Source organism: Streptomyces sp. NBC_01460, assembly GCF_036227405.1.
In the GTDB taxonomy this organism is placed as follows: domain Bacteria; phylum Actinomycetota; class Actinomycetes; order Streptomycetales; family Streptomycetaceae; genus Streptomyces.
On sequence record NZ_CP109473.1, the window covers coordinates 435,888 to 453,723 of the forward strand.

Here is a 17,836-nt window from a genome sequence, read left to right on the forward strand (position 1 = left end):
CTTCTCAGAGCGGGGTGTCGGTGGGGCGGCGCAGCACCAGGGCGGAGTTGGAGCCCATGAGGCCGCGGCTCAGCACGAGCGCCGTGCGCAGTTCGGCGGGACGCGCCCGCCCGGTGACGACGTCGAGGTCGTGGCAGACCTCGAAGACGTTGGGCGTCGGCGGGATCAGCCCGTGCTCCATGGCGAGCACGGCGGCCGACGTGTCCAGCACGGGAGCTCCGCAGTAGGCGCGGCCGGTCCCGGTCTTGGGCACCGTCACCGGCACCCGCCGTCCGTGCGCGCCGAGGGCGTCGGCGATGGCCAGCGCCTCGGCCCGGTCCGCCGCGGGGACACCGAGCCCGTCGGCGAAGACCACATCGATCTCCTCCGGCGCGCAGCGGGCTTCGCGCAGCGCGCCTTCGATCGCCCGGGCCAGACCCGCGCGGGAGTCGTCCCACCGTGACGCACCGGTGAAGGTGGCGGCGTGGCCGGCCAGTTCGGCCCGGATCCTGGCACCGCGGGCGCGGGCCGCCGTCTCCTCCTCGACCACCAGCATGGCCCCGCCCTCGGCCGGCACGAAGCCGCAGGCGTCGGCGGTGAACGGCCGGTAGGCGCGGGTGGGTTCCTCGCAGAGGCTGAGGTCTTCGTAGCCGAGCTGGCAGACGACCGAGTACGGCGCGAGCGGTGCCTCGGCCGCGCCGACGACCACGGCGTCCGTGCCCCGGCGGATGGAACGGGCGGCGTGCATGAGCGCGTCCAGGCCGCCCGCCTCGTCGCTGGCCACGACGGCGCACGGTCCCTTGAAGCCGCCGCGGATCGAGATCTGGCCGGTGCTGGCCGCGTAGAACCAGGCGATGGACTGGTAGGGCCCGACGAAGCGGGAGCCCTCCCCCCACAGCCGTTGCAGTTCACGCTGGCCGAACTCACCGCCGCCGGACCCGGCGGCGGTGACGACGCCCACCTTGAACGGCGCACCCTCGTAGTCCGCCCGTCCGAGCCGTGCGTCGTCCAGGGCGAGGTCGGCGGCCGCCATCGCGTAGTGCGTGAAGCGGTCGGTCTGGACGAGGAAGCGCTCCTCGATGAACGCGACAGGATCAAAGTCCCTGACCTCGCCCGCGACCCGCAGCGGCAGGTTCTCGCAGCCCTCGCGGGACACCAGGTCGAGAACGCTGACGCCTTCCTGGGTCTGCTTCCAGAAGGCACCGGCGCCCGTCCCGTTGGGGGCGACGACACCGATCCCCGTGATGACGGAGCTTCGGTGCGCCGGGGTTGCCGAGGTGTTCATGGGGTCCTCCCGCCTGATCGGGTCAGGGCGACGGCGGACTGGAACCCGCCGAAGCCGCTACCGACCGAGAGCACGCTGCGCAGCTTGAGGGGCCGTGCGGTGCGGGGTACGTAGTCGAGATCGCACTCGGGGTCCGCGGTCTCGTAGTTGGCCGTCGGCGGCACCGTCTGGTGCTTGAGGGCCAGGACGCACGCCGCGATCTCGATCGCTCCGATGGCGCCGAGGGAGTGGCCGACCATCGACTTGATCGAGCTCATCGGGACCTTGTACGCGTGCGCGCCGAGAGCCCGCTTCACCGCCGCCGTCTCGTGCCGGTCGTTCTGCTTCGTGCCCGAACCGTGCGCGTTGACGTAGTCGACCTGCGAACCGTCGAGCCGGGCGTGCGCGAGGGCGGTGTTGATGGCCTCGGCCATCTCCAGTCCCTCCGTGGTCAGCCCGGTCATGTGGTAGGCGTTGCCGAAGGTGGCGTAGCCCGATATCTCGCAGTAGACGGTCGCCCCACGGGCTCGGGCGTGCTCCAGTTCCTCGAGGATGAGGACGGCGCCGCCCTCACCCATCACGAAGCCGTCCCTGCGGGCGTCGAACGGCCGGGAGGCGTGCTCCGGGTCGTCGTTGTTCGCCGAGGTCGCCTTGATCGCGTCGAAGCAGGCCACCGTGATGGGGGTGATCGGCGTGTCGGAGGCGCCGGCGACACAGATGTCGACCCGGCCCTCCTCGACGGAGTGGAAGGCGTATCCGATGGCGTCGAGGCCGGAGGTGCAGCCCGTCGAGACCGTCTGCACCGGCCCGTGCGCGCCGACCTCCTCCGCGACCGCGGAGGCGAGGGTGCTGGGTGCGAACGCCCGCTCGAGGTGGGCGCCCGCCGGCCGGTGGTCGACGTCCCAGCGCGAGCCGCTGCCGCTGACGGCGACGTAGTCGTGCTCCAGCCGGGTGGTGCCGCCGACGGCGGTGCCGAGGGAGACCCCGATGCGCCAGGGGTCCTCCCTCTCGAGGTCCAGACCGGCGTCGCCCAGCGCCTCCCTGGCTGCCACCAGCGCGAACTGGATGTACCGGTCCGAGCGGGCGATCAGCTCCGTGTCCAGGCCGTGGGCGACCGGGTCGAAGTCGCACTCGGCGGCGATACGCGAACGGAACTCAGCCGGGTCGAACAGCGTGATGCCGCGTGTCGCGGTACGGCCGTTCGCGAGCAGGTCCCAGAACGCCGGGGCTCCGATGCCACCGGGTGCGACGACACCGACCCCGGTGACGGCCACGCGCCGGGTCATGAGGCCGCCCCCGTTCGTTCTGGCGGCGCGTAGCCGTCACCGGAGGACGCGGTCTCCGTGACTTCGGTGTCCACGTGACCGAGTTCGGGGCGCGGGGCGAGCGGGCCGAGGTGGAAGACCATGCGCGCCTCCACGTCACCGACGTTGCGGAAGCGGTGGCGGACGTGCGGCGGGATCAGCAGACCCTGGTCGGGCCGCATCGGATGCGACTCACCGTCCAGGTCCACTTCGAGGAGCCCGTCCACGACGTACACGAATTCCTCGGAGTACGGGTGGTAGTGCTCGCCGATGCGGTCACCGGGGGCGACGATGGCCAGGCCCATGAAACCGCTGGTGGCGCCCACCGCTGTGGGGGTGAGCAGGGCGCGCAGGTCGCCTCCGCGCCTGCGGTTGGGCTGAGTCTCGCTGAGGTCCACGATGCGAGGCCGGTGGGTGGTCATGGCTGTTCTCCTCCAGGCACGTTGTGCGGTGTGGCGGCAGCACGGGGTGGCCGTGCTGCCGTTGACACGGTCAGGTCTCGGTGGCCCGACGGTCGGTGATCAGATTCATCTCGGCCTGCGCGAGGAAGCGCGCGGCTTCCGCGTCGGTCGTCGGCAGACCGTTCGCACCGCCGTCGAGCAGCCGGCCGAGCATGGCCGCCTTGCGGTGGCCGCCGATGCCGAGCGCGTGCGCGGGCCTCGCGTCGAGCGGGCCGCTCACTTCGAGGAGCCGGACCACGATGTCGTCGCGCTGGAAGATCGTGCTGCTCTCGATCGGGCTCGACGCCTCGTTCGCCGCTTCCTCGTCCTGGCCGGCGAGCAGCCGGGCCAGGGCCATGCCGCAGCCTTCCTTGGCCTGGTAGAAGAGCGAGTGCCGCTTCACGTCACCGGCGGCATGACGCCCCGCCGTCACGTGGTGGACGGTCGGGAGCGCCGCCCGGGTGAAGAACATCCGTGCGGAGTCGGGGTCGCTGAGGTCGCGGTCCTGCTCCAGGTACGGGTTGATGGCCTCCTCGACGGACCTGACCTCCGGCTGACGGGAGACGTGGCGCAGGGCCGCCATGAGGTCGCCCTCGACCTCGACGGCTCGCACGACACGGTTCCCGTGCATGAAGAGCGAGGTACGGCGCAGCCGGGTGTTCTCGTCGACACGGGCCTGCGGGGAGTCGTAGTCGGAGAGGATCTTCGCGACCATCTCCTCCGTGCCCGGCTTCACCGTGAAGGTGAGCGCGTGACGGACGACGCCGTCGCCCAGCCGCGGGGCGGACTGGAGATTGCCCTTGGCGGGCTCGGGCGTCCCCTCGAACGCGACGCCGGTCTCCCGCAGGACGCTGAAGCGAAGGGAGCGCGTGTCACGTACGCAGCTGTGCAGCGGCTGCACCGTGGCGACGTGCTCCTCGCTGTTCACCCAGGCGAGGAAGGGCGGCGCGCTCTCCCACTCACTGGTGATGAGCCACTGCGACGGATTCTCGATGGACTGGCACAGCTGGTCGCTGATGTGCCCGGGGATCGAGGCCACCTGGTTGCGCATGTGCTCGTACGCCTCGAGGAACTGGTTCTGGGCGCCGTCGTGCAGGTCCAGCAGCAGTATGACCCGGAGCCTCGAACCGTCGAAGGCGGACTGAGATATCCGTTCCGAGAGGGTTGTCATCTTTAGCTCTCCTTCGAGACGGTGCGGTGACCACGTCCCGTGGCCCCTCGTCATCCGTCGGTTTCGGTGGAAGCGGCGCAGGTCTCTGTCGGCGGCACGTGACATCCGCCCTCGCATCGCGGGCATCGCTCCCGCGACTGATCGTGGAACGCTGGTACGGGCGGCGCGAGATTTATGAACCGTTCAGGTGAGGCGCCGTCCGAAGCCCGGCCGAAGGCCTCCCGTGAGGGCATGGACACTGCATCCGTCATGCGTCCGAGCTGGAGCAACTGATGAACGAGAACGTCGACCTACGCGTACCGGTCCTCATCGTGGGCGGCTCCCTGGTGGGCCTGTCCACGTCCCTCTTCCTGAGCCGGCTCGGCGTCCGCCACCTGCTGGTGGAGAAGCACAGCGGCACCTCGACCCACCCGAGGGGGCGTGGCAACAACGTCCGCACGATGGAGGTGTTCCGGGCAGCGGGCGCGGAGCAGCTGATCCGGGACGCCGCATCCGTGCTGGCGGAGAACCACGGCATCCTCCAGGCCGGGTCGCTCACCGGCGACGACCAGGAGTGGCTGTTCAAGGAGATCGACCCGGGCGGTGGGCTCGCCAGGTTCAGCCCGAGCGGCTGGTGCCTGTGCAGCCAGAACGACCTGGAGCCCGTGCTCGTGGACCATGCCCGCGCTCTGGGCAGCGAGCTGCGGTTCTCCACGGAGCTGCTCAGCTTCGAGCAGGACGCGGACGGGGTCACCGCCGTGGTGAAGGACCGGGAGACCGGGCAGCACACCACGGTGCGCGCCGACTACCTCGTCGCCGCCGACGGGCCGCGCAGTCCGGTCCGGGAGCGGCTGGGCATCGGCCAGACGGGGCCGGGTGACCTCTTCCACAACGTGAGCATCACCTTCCGCTCCCGGCGGCTCGCCTCCGTGGTGGGTGACCGGCGCTTCATCGTCTGCTACCTGACGGCCCCGGAGGCGGACGGGGCGCTGCTGCCGGTGGACAACGAGGAGAAGTGGGTGTTCCACGCCCCGTGGCAGCCCGACCGGGGCGAGACCCTGGAGGACTTCACCGACGAGCGGTGCGCGGAACACATCCGCAGGGCGGTCGGGGCACCGGACCTGGACGTCGAGATCACGGGCAAGGCTCCGTGGCACGCGGCGGAGCGGGTGGCCGAACGGTACGGTTCCGGACGGGTCTTCCTGGCCGGGGACTCGGCGCACGAGATGTCCCCCACCGGGGCGTTCGGTTCCAACACCGGGATCCAGGACGCGCACAACCTGGCGTGGAAGCTGGCCGCCGTGCTCGACGAGGTGGCGGGACCGGGGCTTCTGGGGACCTACGAGGCGGAACGGCTGCCGGTGGCGCAGGCCACGAGTGCGCGCGCGTCGGCCCGTTCGGGAGAGCACAGCCACCCGGGATTCGCCGGTGCGCCCGGCCCGGGCGGCGGCCGCAAGGGTGGCATGCTCACGGTCGCACTCGGCTACCGCTATGTGCGGGGTGCCGTCCTGGACGTCGACCCGGGTCTTCCGGTGGTCCCGGAGGGCATGGGCCTGACGGGTGAACCCGGCACCCGGGCACCGCACATGTGGCTCGGGCGGGACGGCGGGCGACTGTCGACGCTGGACCTGTACGAGAAGTCGTTCGTGGTGCTGAGCGACGCCCGGTATCCGGAGTGGCGTACGGCGGCGGAGGCGGTGGCGAAGCGCCTGTCGATCCCCTTGGACGCGTTCGGGATCGGTTCCGGCCCCGGCGCGGACCTCCGGCCCGAGGACGGAGGCGACTGGGCGGCCTCGCACGGCACGTCCGCCGAGGGTGCCGTGCTGGTGCGCCCCGACGGATTCGTGGCCTGGCGCTCCGAGGGCGCGGCCGCGGACCCGGAGGCCACGCTGTACGAGGTCATGCTGACCCTGCTCCACCGCGGCTGATGACGCGTACGGCCGGCGGGCCCCTGCCGGGGGCCCGCCTAGCCGACGCCGAACGCCCTGAGGGCCGCGAGAAACGCCTGCGGGTTGTCGGTGTGCACGAGGTGGCCCGCGTCGACGGACACGTACCGCCCGCCAGGTATCTGCCCTGCCATCCAGGCCAGTTGGTCCTGGTCGATGTGGCTCCGGGAACCTCCGACGACGAGCGCGGGGGCGGTGATGTCGCCCAGACACTCCCGTCCGGCAGGGTCCGGGGCGTTCAGCTGTGCGTCGGTCGAGGGGACGACCTGCCAGTCGAAGTCGAGCTCTCCCTCAGGGCGCTCGGCGTGCGGCCGGGGCGGGTCGAGCGGGAGCAGGGTCGGAGCGTCCTCGATGACGAGGGTCCCGATCAGTGCGGGGTGCCGCTCGGCGAGCAGCAGGGCGGCCGCTCCGCCCATGGAGTGCCCGATCACCGTGGCACCGGACAGGTTGCGGGCCTCCAGGAAGGCGTGCAGGTCGTCGCGGAAGAACTCGAAGGAGTAGCGGCCGGGCCAGTCGCTCAGGCCGTGGCCCCGGAAGTCCAGGGCGTACACCCGGTGGCGGGCCGCGAGCTGTTCGGCGACGCCGGCCCAGTCCAGGCTGCTTCCGCTCCGCCCGTGGGCGAGCACCACGGGCGGGGCGGAGGGGTCGCCCCAGGTGCGGTACGCGAGGCGGATGCCGCCCGCCTGCACGCTGCTGACGGCGGGGTCGAGGAAGGCCGTGACGGCGCGGACGAAGGCCCCGGGGTCGTCCATCCACGGGAAGTGGGCCGCGCCCTTCTGGACGACGAACTCGGCATGGGGGAACAGCGCGGCCAGTTCGGCCGCACGGTCCGGGCTCGGGCCTCCGTCGTACTCCCCCGCGAGGACGAGCACGGGGACCGGCAGCTCCCGGAGTGCGGCGACGGTCGCGTCGGTGTCGAGCTCGCCCTGCGGGTAGTAGAGCGACCCGGCTTCGGCGTTGCGCTGCGCGGGGGACTCGGCGGCGTGGGCCTGGGCGGCGGCGTCCCAGCGGCCGTACATGAACGGCCGGATCCCGGCCCATGACCCGGGCGTGGCACGGTTGGCCTGGATCTCGTCCAGCGCAGCCCTGGCCCCGGCGTACCAGGGCTCGTGTGCGCGCAGCTCGGCGGCGTCGCGCCGGTCCCGGTCGGTGGCGTGCACGCCCAGGACACCTGTCCCGGGCGTGACGAGGGTCAGGGAGCGCAGCCGGTGCGGATACGTCGCCGCGTAGAGCGCCGCGAGCTCACCGGAGGCGGAGTGGGCCAGCACGTCGGCCCGTTCGAGTCCGAGGTGCGCGCGGAGCGCCTCGACGTCCTCGACGAGCCTGTCGACGCGGTAGGTCGACGGGTCCTGCGGGACGGCGGAGTCACCGGTACCGCGCAGGTCGAACAGCACCAGCTGCCGTACGCGGGACAGACCGCCGAGGTCGCCGAAGTAGCGGGCGGCGCGCATGGGGCCGCCCGGCAGGCAGATCAGTGGTTCACCCTCGCCCACCAGGTGGTAGGCGAGGGCGGTTCCGTCGTACGTGCTGAAGATCGGCATGGCTGTCATCCAACCAGGGGCGGGCGGCGCGTGGTGTGGGCGTACGCCCACAGCGAATCAGGTGACGGCGGCCCCTGTCAGGAGCCGGGCGGCAGCCCGCCCGGCCTCCTGTGCGGGCTCGGGCGTCTCCCGGAGAGGGCCCGCGGTGACGAGCGCGCCTTCGGCGAGCAGGACGTACGCGGCGGCGGATTCCTCCGGGTGCCCCGCGGCCACGACCAGGCCGGTGACGTAGGCACGGAGGGACTCCGCCCTCGGGCGGTCCCGGGCGGCCGTCGATTTACGCGGCGACCCTCGCGCACCGGGTGTCGAGGACGCACCGGTCGAGGAGTCCGCCCGCCGGTTCCACCGGCCGCCCGGGCGGCGTCCCGACGGTCACCCCCGACTCACCGAGCCGGGGTGCTGACCAGGAGTTGTCCACAGGCGGCACCTCCCCCTTGCCAGAACCCCCCGCCTCCTGAATTACTGCTACCAGGAGGCGACCGAACGGTCGGTCGTCGGTCGGCGAGGGGATGATCCGTATGACCGCACTGCTGGACGCCGGCGAGCGGCTCGGCCGCGGCGAGCTCGAAGCCCTGCAGCTGGAGCGGCTCCGGGCCACGCTGCGGCACGCCTACGAGAACGTCGGCTTCTACCGTGCCTCCTTCGACAAGGCGGGGCTGCGGCCCGAGGACTGCCGGACGCTCTCGGATCTCTCCCGCTTCCCGTTCACGGTGAAGGCCGACCTGCGCGACAACTATCCGTTCGGGATGTTCGCCGTTCCGGAGGACCGCGTGCGACGGATCCACGCCTCCAGCGGTACGACCGGCCGGCCCACGGTGGTCGGATACACCGATCGCGACCTGGACACCTGGGCGGACGTCGTCGCCCGGTCGATCAGGGCCGCCGGTGGGCGGCCGGGACACAAGGTTCATGTGGCCTACGGGTACGGGCTGTTCACCGGCGGCCTCGGCGCCCACTACGGGGCGGAGCGCCTGGGCTGCACCGTCGTTCCGGCCTCCGGGGGCATGACGGCGCGCCAGGTGCAGCTGATCCAGGACTTCCGGCCCGAGATCATCATGATCACGCCCTCCTACATGCTCACCCTGCTGGACGAATTCGAACGCCAGGGGGTCGACCCCCGTACGACGTCGCTGAAGGTCGGCATCTTCGGAGCCGAGCCGTGGACCGAGCAGATGCGCGGCGAGATCGAGGAGCGGTTCGCGATCGACGCGGTCGACATATACGGACTGTCGGAGGTGATGGGACCGGGCGTGGCTCAGGAGTGCGTCGAGACCAAGGACGGCCTGCACATCTGGGAGGACCATTTCTATCCGGAGGTCGTCGACCCGTTCACCGGGGAGGTCCTGCCGGACGGGGAGGAGGGTGAGCTGGTCTTCACCTCGCTCACCAAGGAGGCCATGCCGGTGATCCGCTACCGGACCCGGGATCTGACGCGGTTGCTGCCGGGTACGGCGCGTACCTTCCGGCGTATGGAGAAGGTCACCGGCCGCAGTGACGACATGGTGATCCTGCGCGGGGTGAATCTCTTCCCCACACAGATCGAGGAGATCGTGCTCCGGACCCCGGGCGTGGCCCCGCACTTCCAGCTGCGGCTGACCCGCCAGGGGCGGATGGACGCCCTGACCGTGCGGGCCGAGGCACGGGCCGGTGCGACGGCCGGCGAACGCGAGGCGGCAGCCCTGTCGATCGCGGCGGCCGTGAAGGACGGGGTCGGCGTGAGTGTGGGGATCGAGATCGTCGATCCGGAGACCCTGGAGCGCTCGGTCGGCAAGATCAGGCGGATCGTCGACCTGAGGGAGGCCACCTGAGGAGGCCGTCGAAGCGAGGCTGCCGGACCGAGGCGTGCGCCGGGGCGGTCAGCGCGTCGCGGTCAGGGCCGCGAAGACCACGATGTTGTCCTCGTATCCGGCCTTCTTGCTGTACGGGCCACCGCAGGTGATCACCCGGAGTTCGGGCCGGGCCGAGCGGCCGTAGACCTTCGTGTCGGGGAAGCGCTTCTTGTCGTAGACCTCGACGGCGTAGACGGTGAACACGGCGGTGCGCTGATCGGCCCGGGCGATCTCGATGACGGCGCCCTTGCGCACGGAGCCCAGCTTGTGGAAGACACCGGGCCCCAGGCGCGTGTCGACGTGCCCCGCGGTGATGGCGGTGCCCGTGGCGCCCGGCACGGTTCCACCGGCGTACCAGCCGGTGAGCACGGGGTTGTTGTCGGGCGGAGGTTCCAGGGCTCCCGCCGCGTCGAGGCCGAGCTCCATCATGGGCGCGTCCACCTTGACCGTCGGGATCCGCAGCCGGAGCGGGGTCGAGGGCGGGAGCGGTTGCACGGAGGGACGCGAGGCGGGGGTGCTGCGCGCGGGTGCCGGACCGGCGTCCTGGGCCTTCGGCGGGGGGCTCGCGGGAACCGGGGCCGCCGGGACGGGCCGAACCGGCAAGGGGAGCAGGGGCGCGGGGCGGACGGGAGGCCCGGGCAGGAGAAGCGGTGGCGCGGAGAGGCGTCGCGGGGAGGAGGGCGGTTCGGCGAGGAAGCGTTCCGGGGGCAGGTAGGCGGGCGCCCGCAGGGACGACCCGGTCGCGGCCCGACGGATCGCGGACGCTGCCGCAGGAGCGGGCACGGCGGCGGCAGGTTCGGCAGCGGCGGCCCCGGAGGCCGGTGGCTGTGGCGGTGTGTCGTCACGCAGTCCGCCGGCCACGAGGGCGGTGCCTGCCACCAGGGCCCAGACCAGGTGCCTGACCGCCGGGAACGACTGGGGGGACGTGGTGCTGGTCGTGCGCCCGGTATCCATCGCGTGTGCCTCTGCTTCGCAGCGGGTGGGTGGGGTGTCCGCGGGGCCGGATCGGTGCGACGTGCCCGGGCCCGCGGACATGTGTCGCACGGTCAGGAGCGGGCCTCGGCGGTCCGGCGGCGCATCCTGACCACTCCCCCGGCCACGGCGCCGGCCAGCAGCACACTTCCCAGCGCGAGCTGTGTGCTCTGGTCGGTGGGGGATCCGAAACCGGCGTCGACACCGCCGGAGGGGGCGCGGTCGGCGATCTCGTACGTATCCGTGATCTTGATTCGCGGAGGGCACTTCACGGTGACGGTGTCGGTACCGGGCTCGGTCCCCCTGGGGATCTCGAACACACCGACGAGCACGCCCTTGCGGTCACCCTCGAAGAGGTGGAAGGCTCCTGCCACCTCCGACGTGCCCTTGCCGTAGGTCTCCGTGCCGCATGATCTGGTGCTGACGGTCACCTCCGAGCCGGGTGAGGCCTTCGCGGGGCTGATGCGAATGGTCAGGTCGCCTGAGGGATCGGCCGCCGCCTCCGCGGCCGGGGCCGCGAGTGCGAGGGAGCCCACGGCCAGACAGATACCCGCACCGATGCGTGTGTTGCGCATGAGGAATCCTCCAACGGGAGCAGGGTCCGGCCGGTCTGGGCGGCTCCTCTGCTGTGTCTCCGAGGCAACCGACAGTCCGTCACCCACGCAACACGAGGTGCCGCCCGCTCCGTCACCCGCCCAGGCGTGGGACACCGTCACCCCGCGATCGTTTACGCAGGTCACCCGATCCGGAGCGAGAGCTGAGGCGGGGTCACACCCGGGACGGCGAACGGGCTAAGGGGCCGCACGCACCGGCGGCGTCCACCGATCCGTCGATCCCGCTCCGACGGTGAGCGCGACTCGTCCCGGGGGCGGGGTCCGCGCTCGGGCTGGGCCGTTCCAGCACCCGGGGAGCCGTCGGCGCGAGCGCCGGACACCGAGACCTGAGAGTTCCTCAGCGTGCGGGCCACGAGCGGCTCGGCGGCGTCCGCGACAGCCCAGGTGGATCGAGACCGGCCCTTGAGCTGTGACTGATCACGGTTGATGGGTCGGGGGGATCTCGTGGACGAGCAGGCGTCGATGTCGGAGCCTTCGCTGCCGAAGGACGCCAAGGCCGGGTGGCCGCCCGTCCGGCCTCGGCGACGGTTGATCGGCGGCACACGGTTTCGGGGTCCGGACCGGCATTCCGAGGCGGGGACATGCCGTCGGGTACGGGCCCGTGGGGTCGCATCCACGCCGTGCTCCGTCGCCGGCAGCGGGACGACCTGGCACCGGTTCCTCGCCCGCCTCCGAGTCCCGATCGACGCGAAGGGTGCGCTCACGTGGGACGTGAGCCTCGACCCCGCCGGGTGCCGCGCCCACCAGCACTCGCGTCCCTCTCGCGTGCGGGCCGACAAGGTGTACGCCTCCCGCAGGAACCGGGGCCGACTGCGCCGCCGGGGAGTCCCAGGCGCATCCCGTCCCGGACAAGGGCGACCAAGCCCTCAGCCACAGGAAGCTCGGCTCGCGGCGGCCGTCCGCCTACGTCCGGCCGGAAGACCACACGGCCGCCACGCGGTCGAGTGCACACAAGGAACGTCAAGCTTGACGGCCGCCACGAGGCGATCGTCCTCGTAGCGGCCGTCAACGAGCTGCTGCGACCAGCGGTCGCGACAGAGCCGGCCGCGATGGCGCGTCGGCGTCAGGAGCTCATCGCGGCTCGGTCCGACTCGCTGCGAAGAACGCAGAATTCGTTGCCTTCGGGGTCAGCAAGGACTGCCCAGCCAGAGCCATCGGGATTGCGTTGATCGGTGACGAGAGTGGCACCGAGACCGAGCAGCCGTTCCACTTCCTGCTCGCGCGATGTCTCGGGGCGCAAGCACAGATGGATCCGGTTCTTGATCTTCTTGGGCTCGGGCACCTGGTTGAAGTGCAGCACCGGGCCCTCCGCCAGGAGCACCTGAGTCTCCCGGGCACCCGGTTCGTCCTCCGGATGCAGTGAGCGGCCGGTCACTCTGCTCCAGAACCGGGCCAACTCGTAGGCATCCGCACAGTCGATCGCCACGTTCTGCACTACCGAAACCATGGGCGCGAGCCTTCCTCATTTCCGCGCCGGACGCCACCGAGTTGCACGCGGACGTCGCGCGCACGGCTCAGGTGCATGGCGGCACGTCCGGTGCCGGGCCTCACGACGTGGTCAGGGCCTCAGCAGTCCGCCCACCCACCAGTCGTGCGGCTCGCCGTCGTTGGCGATGCTGCGATCGCGCAGTGTCCCTTCGACAGTGAAGCCGAGTTTCTCGGCGACGGCACGCGAGCCGGTGTTCCCGGCCATGGCCCACCACTCGATGCGGTGGACGTCGAGGGTGGCCCAGCCCCAGTCGCACAGGGCCCGGGCGGCCTCCACGGAGTACCCGCGTCCGCGCTGTTCCCTGACTGCCCAGTAGCCGAGTTCGTATACGCCCGGACTGATGACGAACAGGCAGTACGAGCCGACCAGGGCGCCACTGTCCCTGCGGAAGGCGCCGAGGGTGCAGCTCTTGTCCGTGGCCCAGCCAGCGGGCATTTCCTCGCCGATGCGCTTCTCCGCGTCCGCACGCCGGTACGGCACCGGCACCGGTGTGCAGAACTGAATGTCCTCGTCCTGGCAGGCTTCGTACACCGCGTCCGTGTCGGCCGGCGTGAAGGCTCGTAGCAGGAGACGGTCGGTCACCGGAGTCACCGGATCCATCGCGGCGGTATGACCACGATCACCACACGGCGACCAGTGAATATCCCGGCCGAGCGCCGCCCGTCACCACACCTCCGGGCTGATGGGAGGTCGTCGCCCACCGTAGATCAGCTGCCCCGAGACCGATCCGCGCCCCTCACCGATCGTGGACCGCATCCCGTCCGGTGCCGTCAGGAGAACTGGTCCCGCAGCTCTCGCTTGAGGATCTTGCCGCTGGCGTTGCGGGGGAGCTCACCCACGAACAGCACCCGCTTCGGGGCCTTGAAGTGGGCAAGCCTCTCGCGGGCGTGCTCGATGAGTTCACGTTCCGATGCCTCGCCGCGGAGCACCACGATCGCGGTGACGGCCTCGATCCAGCGCTCGTCGGGCAGTCCCACCACGGCCGCCTCGGCCACCGCGGGGTGGGTGTAGAGAGCATCCTCCACCTGCCGGGACGCGACGAGCACCCCTCCCGAGTTGATGACGTCCTTCACCCGGTCGACGACGGTGAAGTAGCCCTCGGGATCACGTACGGCGAGATCGCCCGAACGGAACCAGCCGTCGCGGAAGGCCTCCTCGCTCTCCTTGGGCTTGTCCCAGTAGCCCTGGCACAGTTGAGGGGACCGGTAGACCACCTCGCCCGCCGTGCCGTCGGGCACCTCCTTGCCGTGCTCGTCGACCACTCTCGCCTCGACGAAGAGCACGGGCCGCCCGCAGGAGTCCATCCGCCCTTCGTGCTCGTCGGGGCCGAGGACGGTGGCGAGGGGGCCGATCTCGCTCTGCCCGAAGCAGTTGTAGAACGCCAGGTCCGGCAGCCGCTCGCGCAGGCGTTCAAGGACGGGCACGGGCATGATCGACGCGCCGTAGTACGCCTTGCGCAGTCCGTCGAGCCGCCGGGTGGGGAACTCCGGGTGGTTGGCGAGCCCGATCCAGACGGTCGGCGGCGCGAAGAGGCTGTCCGCACGGCCCGCTTCGACCAGGTCGAAGATCAGGCCGGCGTCCGGGGCGTCGAGGATGGTGTTCTCGGCGCCCACGGCGAGGTACGGCAGCAGGAACACATGCATCTGCGCGGAGTGGTAGAGGGGCAGTGAGTGCACCGGCCGGTCGGTGGCGCGCAGATCGAGGGCCGTGACGGCGCTGACGTATGCGTGGACCAGCGCTCCGTGCGTCATCATCGCGCCCTTGGGCAGGGCGGTCGTTCCCGAGGTGTAGAGCAGCTGGACGAGATCGTCGGCGCCGGGTTCGCGTACGGGCGTGAAGGGGCGCGGGGTGTCCAGTTCACCGAGGAGCGAGTCCGGCGCGTCGCGCAGTGACCGTACGGAGTGGCCGTCGGGCAGACGCGGGGCGAGGTCGGGGTCGGTGAGCACGAGGGTGCTGCCCGACTGGCGGAGGATGTACGCCAGGTCCTCGCCGGTGAGGTTCTGGTTGACCGGCACATGGACGAGGCCGGCCCGGGCGCAGGCCAGGTAGGCGATCAGGTACGCATCGGAATTGTGGGCGTAGGAGGCCACCCGGTCGCCGGGGCTCAGTCCGTGTTGCGCCGTCAGCACCGCGGCTGCCGTGCCGACCGCCTCGTCCAGGGCGGCGTAGCTCCATGACCGCTCGGCGTACCGCACCGCGGTTCGTCCCGGGGTGCGTCGTGCGCTGCGCGTCACGACGCCGTCCACTGTGCTGCTGCGTACACCTGTCATGGCGTGATCCTGTGCGTCGCGTAGACACGGGTCAAGGGCCCGGTACGTCTGTGTCGGCCCGGGTCCGAGGGGGCGACGGCTGAGATCCCGCACACGAGTCGGCCGATCGTCGTCCGTCGGCACCACTCAGCTGACGTTACGTCAGTTTCTTGTTCCACGAGGACCTCCCGCGGACGGCGGCGGTGACAGTAATCTCTGCTTCGGCAGGAATTTTCATCAGCGTACGAGATTTCGAAAGTTACTTTCACGCGGGTGCTTTCGATGTCAGGGGAAGGGGTTCCGGATGGCCGGAGACGTGTCGGAACGAGGAATGAGCCGTCGGAGGCTGGGCGGCGGGATACTGGCGCTGGGCGGGGCACTCGCCCTCGCTCCGATTCCCTTCGCCGGGGCAGCGGGAGCGGCGGCCGGCGTCGGGGCATCATCGGGAACCGGGACGGGCATGGGACCAGGGCGGAGCCGGCCGACACTGCGACGCGGATCTGCTGCGCGCGCGGGACTGCTGGCGGACCAGCTCGACCTGCTGGTCACCGATGCGGAGAAGTACCTCGACGACTCCCCCACCCACCCCTGGTACGCGGGCGCCGTCCTGCTCGCGGGACGGGGCGGGACCGTGGCGCTGCACCGGCCGATCGGGAAGGCGCTGCGCTACTCGGCGTACGACGAGACGACCGACACCGGGGTGGAACTGCCGCCGGAGCAGCAGATCGCGATGGCCGAGGACACGGTCTTCGACCTGGCTTCGGTGTCCAAGCTGTTCACCTCGATCCTCGCCGTGCAGCGGATCGAGCGTGGCGAGCTGGAGCTCGAGGCCCGGGTCGCCTCGTACCTCCCCGACTTCGCCGGCGGCGGCAAGCAGGACGTCACCGTCCGCCAGCTGCTCACGCACACCTCGGGCTTCCGGGCCTGGATCCCCCTCTACAAGGAGCCGACCCGCGAGGGGAAGCTGCGTCTGATCTGGGACGAGGTCCCGTCCTCGGTTCCGGGCACGAAGTATCTCTACTCCGACCTCAACCTCATCTCACTGCAGCTGATCCTGGAGAAGATCACCGGCCGCACCCAGGACGTCCTGCTCCGCGAGGAGATCACCGCTCCGCTCGGGATGCACCGCACCCGGTACAACCCGCCCGCCTCCTGGAAACCGAAGATCGCGGCCACCGAGGACGCCCGGCTGCCCTGGTCGGGTCTGGAACGCGGGTTGATCCACGGCGAGGTCCACGACGAGAACGCCTTCAGCCTCGGCGGGATCGCGGGGCACGCGGGTGTCTTCTCGTGCGCCTGGGACCTGGCGGTCCTGGCTCGTACCCTGCTGAACGGGGGCGTCTACGGCAGGTCCCGGATCCTGTCCGAGGAATCCGTGGAGCTGTTGTTCACCGACTTCAACACCGCGTTCCCCGGCGACGAGCACGGCCTGGGCTTCGAGCTCTACCAGCACTGGTACATGGGCGCGATGGCCACCCCGCAGACGGCGGGCCACACGGGCTTCACCGGCACGAGCCTCGTGCTCGACCCCACGACGGACTCCTTCCTGATCGTTCTGGGCAACTCCGTCCACCCGGTCCGCAACTGGCGTTCGGGCAGCGCGCCGCGGGTGGCCACGGCCAACCGGATGGCGCGGGCGGTACCCGTCCGCCCGGCCCGGGGCGGCACCGCCTGGTTCTCCGGCATGACGAGCGCCGCCACCGCGACGCTCACCCTGCCCGCACTGCGCCCCGTGTCCACGCGTCCGTCGCTGAGCTGCGACCTCTGGTGGGACACGGAGCCCGCTTCGGATGTCCTCCGGCTGGAGGCCTCGTCGGACTCCGGGGCGACGTGGCAGCCCCTGGGGTTCACCACGGTGCCGACGGAGGGCGAGCGCCCCCGGGAGTCCGGCCCGCATCCGGACGGTTCGGCGACGGGCTGGTCGGGGCGCCTGTGGCACCGGCTGGAGGCGGACCTCGGCGCGCTGCGAGGCGCTGAGGTGCGGCTGCGATGGCGTTACACCACCGACCAGTCGTACGTCGGGCGCGGGGTGTACGTCGACGGCATCCGGGTCGAGGACGGCGGCCGCACACTCTTCGACGAGCGGAGGCCGGGCGACGCCCGCCGTGTCGAGGCGACGGGCTGGACGGTTTCCTCCGACTGACCGCCTCCGGCCGGACGACGGGGCCTGAAGCGGCCCTCGTCCGTCGAAATCCCCTGGTGTGGCGGTGTGCGGACCGGCGAGCCCGGATCCCCACACCGCCCGGGGTGCCGTCGACGGCGACGCGGCACCTGCTCTCCCCCTCGCCACGCGCGACATCGGCCCCCTCCCCGCGGGACTCGCACGGCCGAGCCGTGGTCACGGTGGAGAAGCGCCGCCGGGAAGGCTCACCGGTCACCACGCAGGTAGCGGGTGACCATGGCGACCAGCTCGCTCTCGAACGTCTCGACCGGGATGGTCTGCGGGTCGGCCATGAGCTTGTGCGTGTTCAGTTCCACGGTGAACACGATCAGCTCGGCCGCGGTGTCGAGGTCCCGTACACGGACGTCCGGATGCCGGGCGAGGACGTCGCGCAGCTGAGCGACACGGTCCCTGCTGCGCCGGTCGATGGTGTCGAGCAGTTCCTGCGAGAGTGTCGCCTCCTCGATCATGATCCTTAGCAGCTGCGGATCGTCCCGATGGTTGTCGATCGCATCGCGGACCAGGGTCCGCACCATCGTCTCCAGGCCTCCCGCGGACAGATCGAGCTGGTCGGCCTCCGTCCAGGTGCTGCGGTCCAGGTGCCGTACCAGCAACTCCGCGAGCACGGCGTCCTTGTTCGGGAAGTACTGGTACAGCGAGCCGATGGACATACGGGCACGCTCAGCGATGCGGTTGGTGGTGCCGGCGGCGTAGCCGTACTCGGCGAAAACGTGAGCAGCGGCGGTGAGGATGCGCTCGCGGGTGAGCTCGGCGCGCGCCTGGCGAGGCTTGCGACGTGGCTGAATGCGGCGGTCGGCCGATGGCATCCGAGGACCCTTCTCCTGGCGTGGAACGCGAGTAGCGAAAGACATGAGCTATTGCTCAGAATAGTGCCATG

The 17,836-nt window shown here is 71.1% G+C and carries 15 protein-coding genes; 3 read left to right on the plus strand and 12 right to left on the minus strand.

Features of this window, described 5'->3' with window-relative positions:
- Positions 1-4 precede the first annotated feature (4 nt).
- The 4 genes from OG488_RS02060 to OG488_RS02075 all read right to left on the minus strand — a co-directional run bounded on the left by OG488_RS02060 (position 5) and on the right by OG488_RS02075 (position 4,158).
- Positions 5-1,264, minus strand: coding sequence for a beta-ketoacyl synthase N-terminal-like domain-containing protein (locus OG488_RS02060; protein ID WP_329225305.1), 1,260 nt, complete (start codon positions 1,262-1,264; stop codon positions 5-7).
- Positions 1,261-2,529, minus strand: coding sequence for a beta-ketoacyl-[acyl-carrier-protein] synthase family protein (locus tag OG488_RS02065; protein ID WP_329225307.1), 1,269 nt, complete (start codon positions 2,527-2,529; stop codon positions 1,261-1,263). The genes OG488_RS02060 and OG488_RS02065 overlap by 4 nt, the downstream gene beginning before the upstream one ends.
- Positions 2,526-2,969, minus strand: a complete 444-nt coding sequence (locus OG488_RS02070; RefSeq protein ID WP_329225309.1) for a cupin domain-containing protein — start codon at positions 2,967-2,969, stop codon at positions 2,526-2,528. The genes OG488_RS02065 and OG488_RS02070 overlap by 4 nt, the downstream gene beginning before the upstream one ends.
- A 70-nt stretch (positions 2,970-3,039) precedes the next feature.
- Entirely contained in the window at positions 3,040-4,158 is a 1,119-nt protein-coding gene (locus tag OG488_RS02075; RefSeq protein ID WP_329225311.1) for a SchA/CurD-like domain-containing protein, read from the minus strand.
- Between the two features lie 272 nt (positions 4,159-4,430).
- On the opposite strand from OG488_RS02075, the gene OG488_RS02080 reads away from it, so the two are divergent.
- Positions 4,431-6,065 carry an FAD-dependent oxidoreductase gene (locus OG488_RS02080; protein ID WP_329225313.1) on the plus strand — a complete coding sequence of 545 codons (1,635 nt, stop codon included), beginning with the start codon at positions 4,431-4,433 and terminating at the stop codon, positions 6,063-6,065.
- Positions 6,066-6,103: 38 nt separating this feature from the next.
- On the opposite strand, the gene OG488_RS02085 is transcribed toward OG488_RS02080, so the two are convergent.
- On the minus strand, positions 6,104-7,624 hold the full coding sequence (locus OG488_RS02085; protein WP_329225315.1) for an alpha/beta fold hydrolase: 1,521 nt from the start codon (positions 7,622-7,624) through the stop codon (positions 6,104-6,106).
- 57 nt (positions 7,625-7,681) lie between these two features.
- Positions 7,682-7,837: a hypothetical protein gene (locus tag OG488_RS02090; RefSeq protein WP_329225316.1), complete on the minus strand. Its 156-nt coding sequence runs from the start codon at positions 7,835-7,837 to the stop codon at positions 7,682-7,684.
- Positions 7,838-8,142: 305 nt separating this feature from the next.
- On the opposite strand from OG488_RS02090, the gene paaK reads away from it, so the two are divergent.
- Positions 8,143-9,432 carry a phenylacetate--CoA ligase PaaK gene (gene paaK, locus OG488_RS02095; RefSeq protein WP_329225318.1) on the plus strand — a complete coding sequence of 430 codons (1,290 nt, stop codon included), beginning with the start codon at positions 8,143-8,145 and terminating at the stop codon, positions 9,430-9,432.
- Positions 9,433-9,480: 48 nt separating this feature from the next.
- Here paaK and OG488_RS02100 read toward each other — a convergent pair whose 3' ends face one another.
- The 5 genes from OG488_RS02100 to OG488_RS02120 all read right to left on the minus strand — a co-directional run bounded on the left by OG488_RS02100 (position 9,481) and on the right by OG488_RS02120 (position 14,798).
- On the minus strand, positions 9,481-10,407 hold the full coding sequence (locus tag OG488_RS02100; protein WP_329225319.1) for a class F sortase: 927 nt from the start codon (positions 10,405-10,407) through the stop codon (positions 9,481-9,483).
- Positions 10,408-10,499: 92 nt separating this feature from the next.
- Positions 10,500-11,000 carry a sortase gene (locus OG488_RS02105; protein ID WP_329225321.1) on the minus strand — a complete coding sequence of 167 codons (501 nt, stop codon included), beginning with the start codon at positions 10,998-11,000 and terminating at the stop codon, positions 10,500-10,502.
- A 1,102-nt stretch (positions 11,001-12,102) separates the two neighbouring features.
- A complete protein-coding gene (locus OG488_RS02110; RefSeq protein WP_329225323.1) occupies positions 12,103-12,486 on the minus strand; it encodes a VOC family protein in 384 nt (127 codons plus the stop codon).
- 111 nt (positions 12,487-12,597) lie between these two features.
- Complete coding sequence (locus OG488_RS02115) at positions 12,598-13,110, minus strand: GNAT family N-acetyltransferase (protein ID WP_329225325.1); 513 nt, start codon at positions 13,108-13,110, stop codon at positions 12,598-12,600.
- 188 nt (positions 13,111-13,298) lie between these two features.
- A complete protein-coding gene (locus tag OG488_RS02120; protein WP_329225327.1) occupies positions 13,299-14,798 on the minus strand; it encodes an acyl-CoA synthetase in 1,500 nt (499 codons plus the stop codon).
- Positions 14,799-15,081: 283 nt separating this feature from the next.
- Here OG488_RS02120 and OG488_RS02125 point away from each other — a divergent pair, with 283 nt between their 5' ends.
- Complete coding sequence (locus tag OG488_RS02125) at positions 15,082-16,920, plus strand: serine hydrolase (RefSeq protein WP_329225329.1); 1,839 nt, start codon at positions 15,082-15,084, stop codon at positions 16,918-16,920.
- Between the two features lie 224 nt (positions 16,921-17,144).
- Here OG488_RS02125 and OG488_RS02130 read toward each other — a convergent pair whose 3' ends face one another.
- Positions 17,145-17,765 (minus strand): TetR/AcrR family transcriptional regulator, encoded by a 621-nt coding sequence (locus OG488_RS02130; RefSeq protein WP_329225331.1) that lies wholly within the window; start codon positions 17,763-17,765, stop codon positions 17,145-17,147.
- Positions 17,766-17,836 lie beyond the last annotated feature (71 nt).

Excerpts from the sequence above, each read along its gene's own strand:
- OG488_RS02060 (WP_329225305.1), bottom strand. The coding sequence starts at position 1,264 with ATGAACACCTCGGCAACCCCGGCGCACCGAAGCTCCGTCATCACGGGG.
- OG488_RS02065 (WP_329225307.1), bottom strand. The coding sequence starts at position 2,529 with ATGACCCGGCGCGTGGCCGTCACCGGGGTCGGTGTCGTCGCACCCGGT.
- OG488_RS02070 (WP_329225309.1), bottom strand. The coding sequence starts at position 2,969 with ATGACCACCCACCGGCCTCGCATCGTGGACCTCAGCGAGACTCAGCCC.
- OG488_RS02075 (WP_329225311.1), bottom strand. The coding sequence starts at position 4,158 with ATGACAACCCTCTCGGAACGGATATCTCAGTCCGCCTTCGACGGTTCG.
- OG488_RS02080 (WP_329225313.1), top strand. The coding sequence starts at position 4,431 with ATGAACGAGAACGTCGACCTACGCGTACCGGTCCTCATCGTGGGCGGC.
- OG488_RS02085 (WP_329225315.1), bottom strand. The coding sequence starts at position 7,624 with ATGCCGATCTTCAGCACGTACGACGGAACCGCCCTCGCCTACCACCTG.
- paaK (WP_329225318.1), top strand. The coding sequence starts at position 8,143 with ATGACCGCACTGCTGGACGCCGGCGAGCGGCTCGGCCGCGGCGAGCTC.
- OG488_RS02100 (WP_329225319.1), bottom strand. The coding sequence starts at position 10,407 with ATGGATACCGGGCGCACGACCAGCACCACGTCCCCCCAGTCGTTCCCG.
- OG488_RS02105 (WP_329225321.1), bottom strand. The coding sequence starts at position 11,000 with ATGCGCAACACACGCATCGGTGCGGGTATCTGTCTGGCCGTGGGCTCC.
- OG488_RS02110 (WP_329225323.1), bottom strand. The coding sequence starts at position 12,486 with ATGGTTTCGGTAGTGCAGAACGTGGCGATCGACTGTGCGGATGCCTAC.
- OG488_RS02120 (WP_329225327.1), bottom strand. The coding sequence starts at position 14,798 with ATGACAGGTGTACGCAGCAGCACAGTGGACGGCGTCGTGACGCGCAGC.
- OG488_RS02125 (WP_329225329.1), top strand. The coding sequence starts at position 15,082 with ATGGCCGGAGACGTGTCGGAACGAGGAATGAGCCGTCGGAGGCTGGGC.
- OG488_RS02130 (WP_329225331.1), bottom strand. The coding sequence starts at position 17,765 with ATGCCATCGGCCGACCGCCGCATTCAGCCACGTCGCAAGCCTCGCCAG.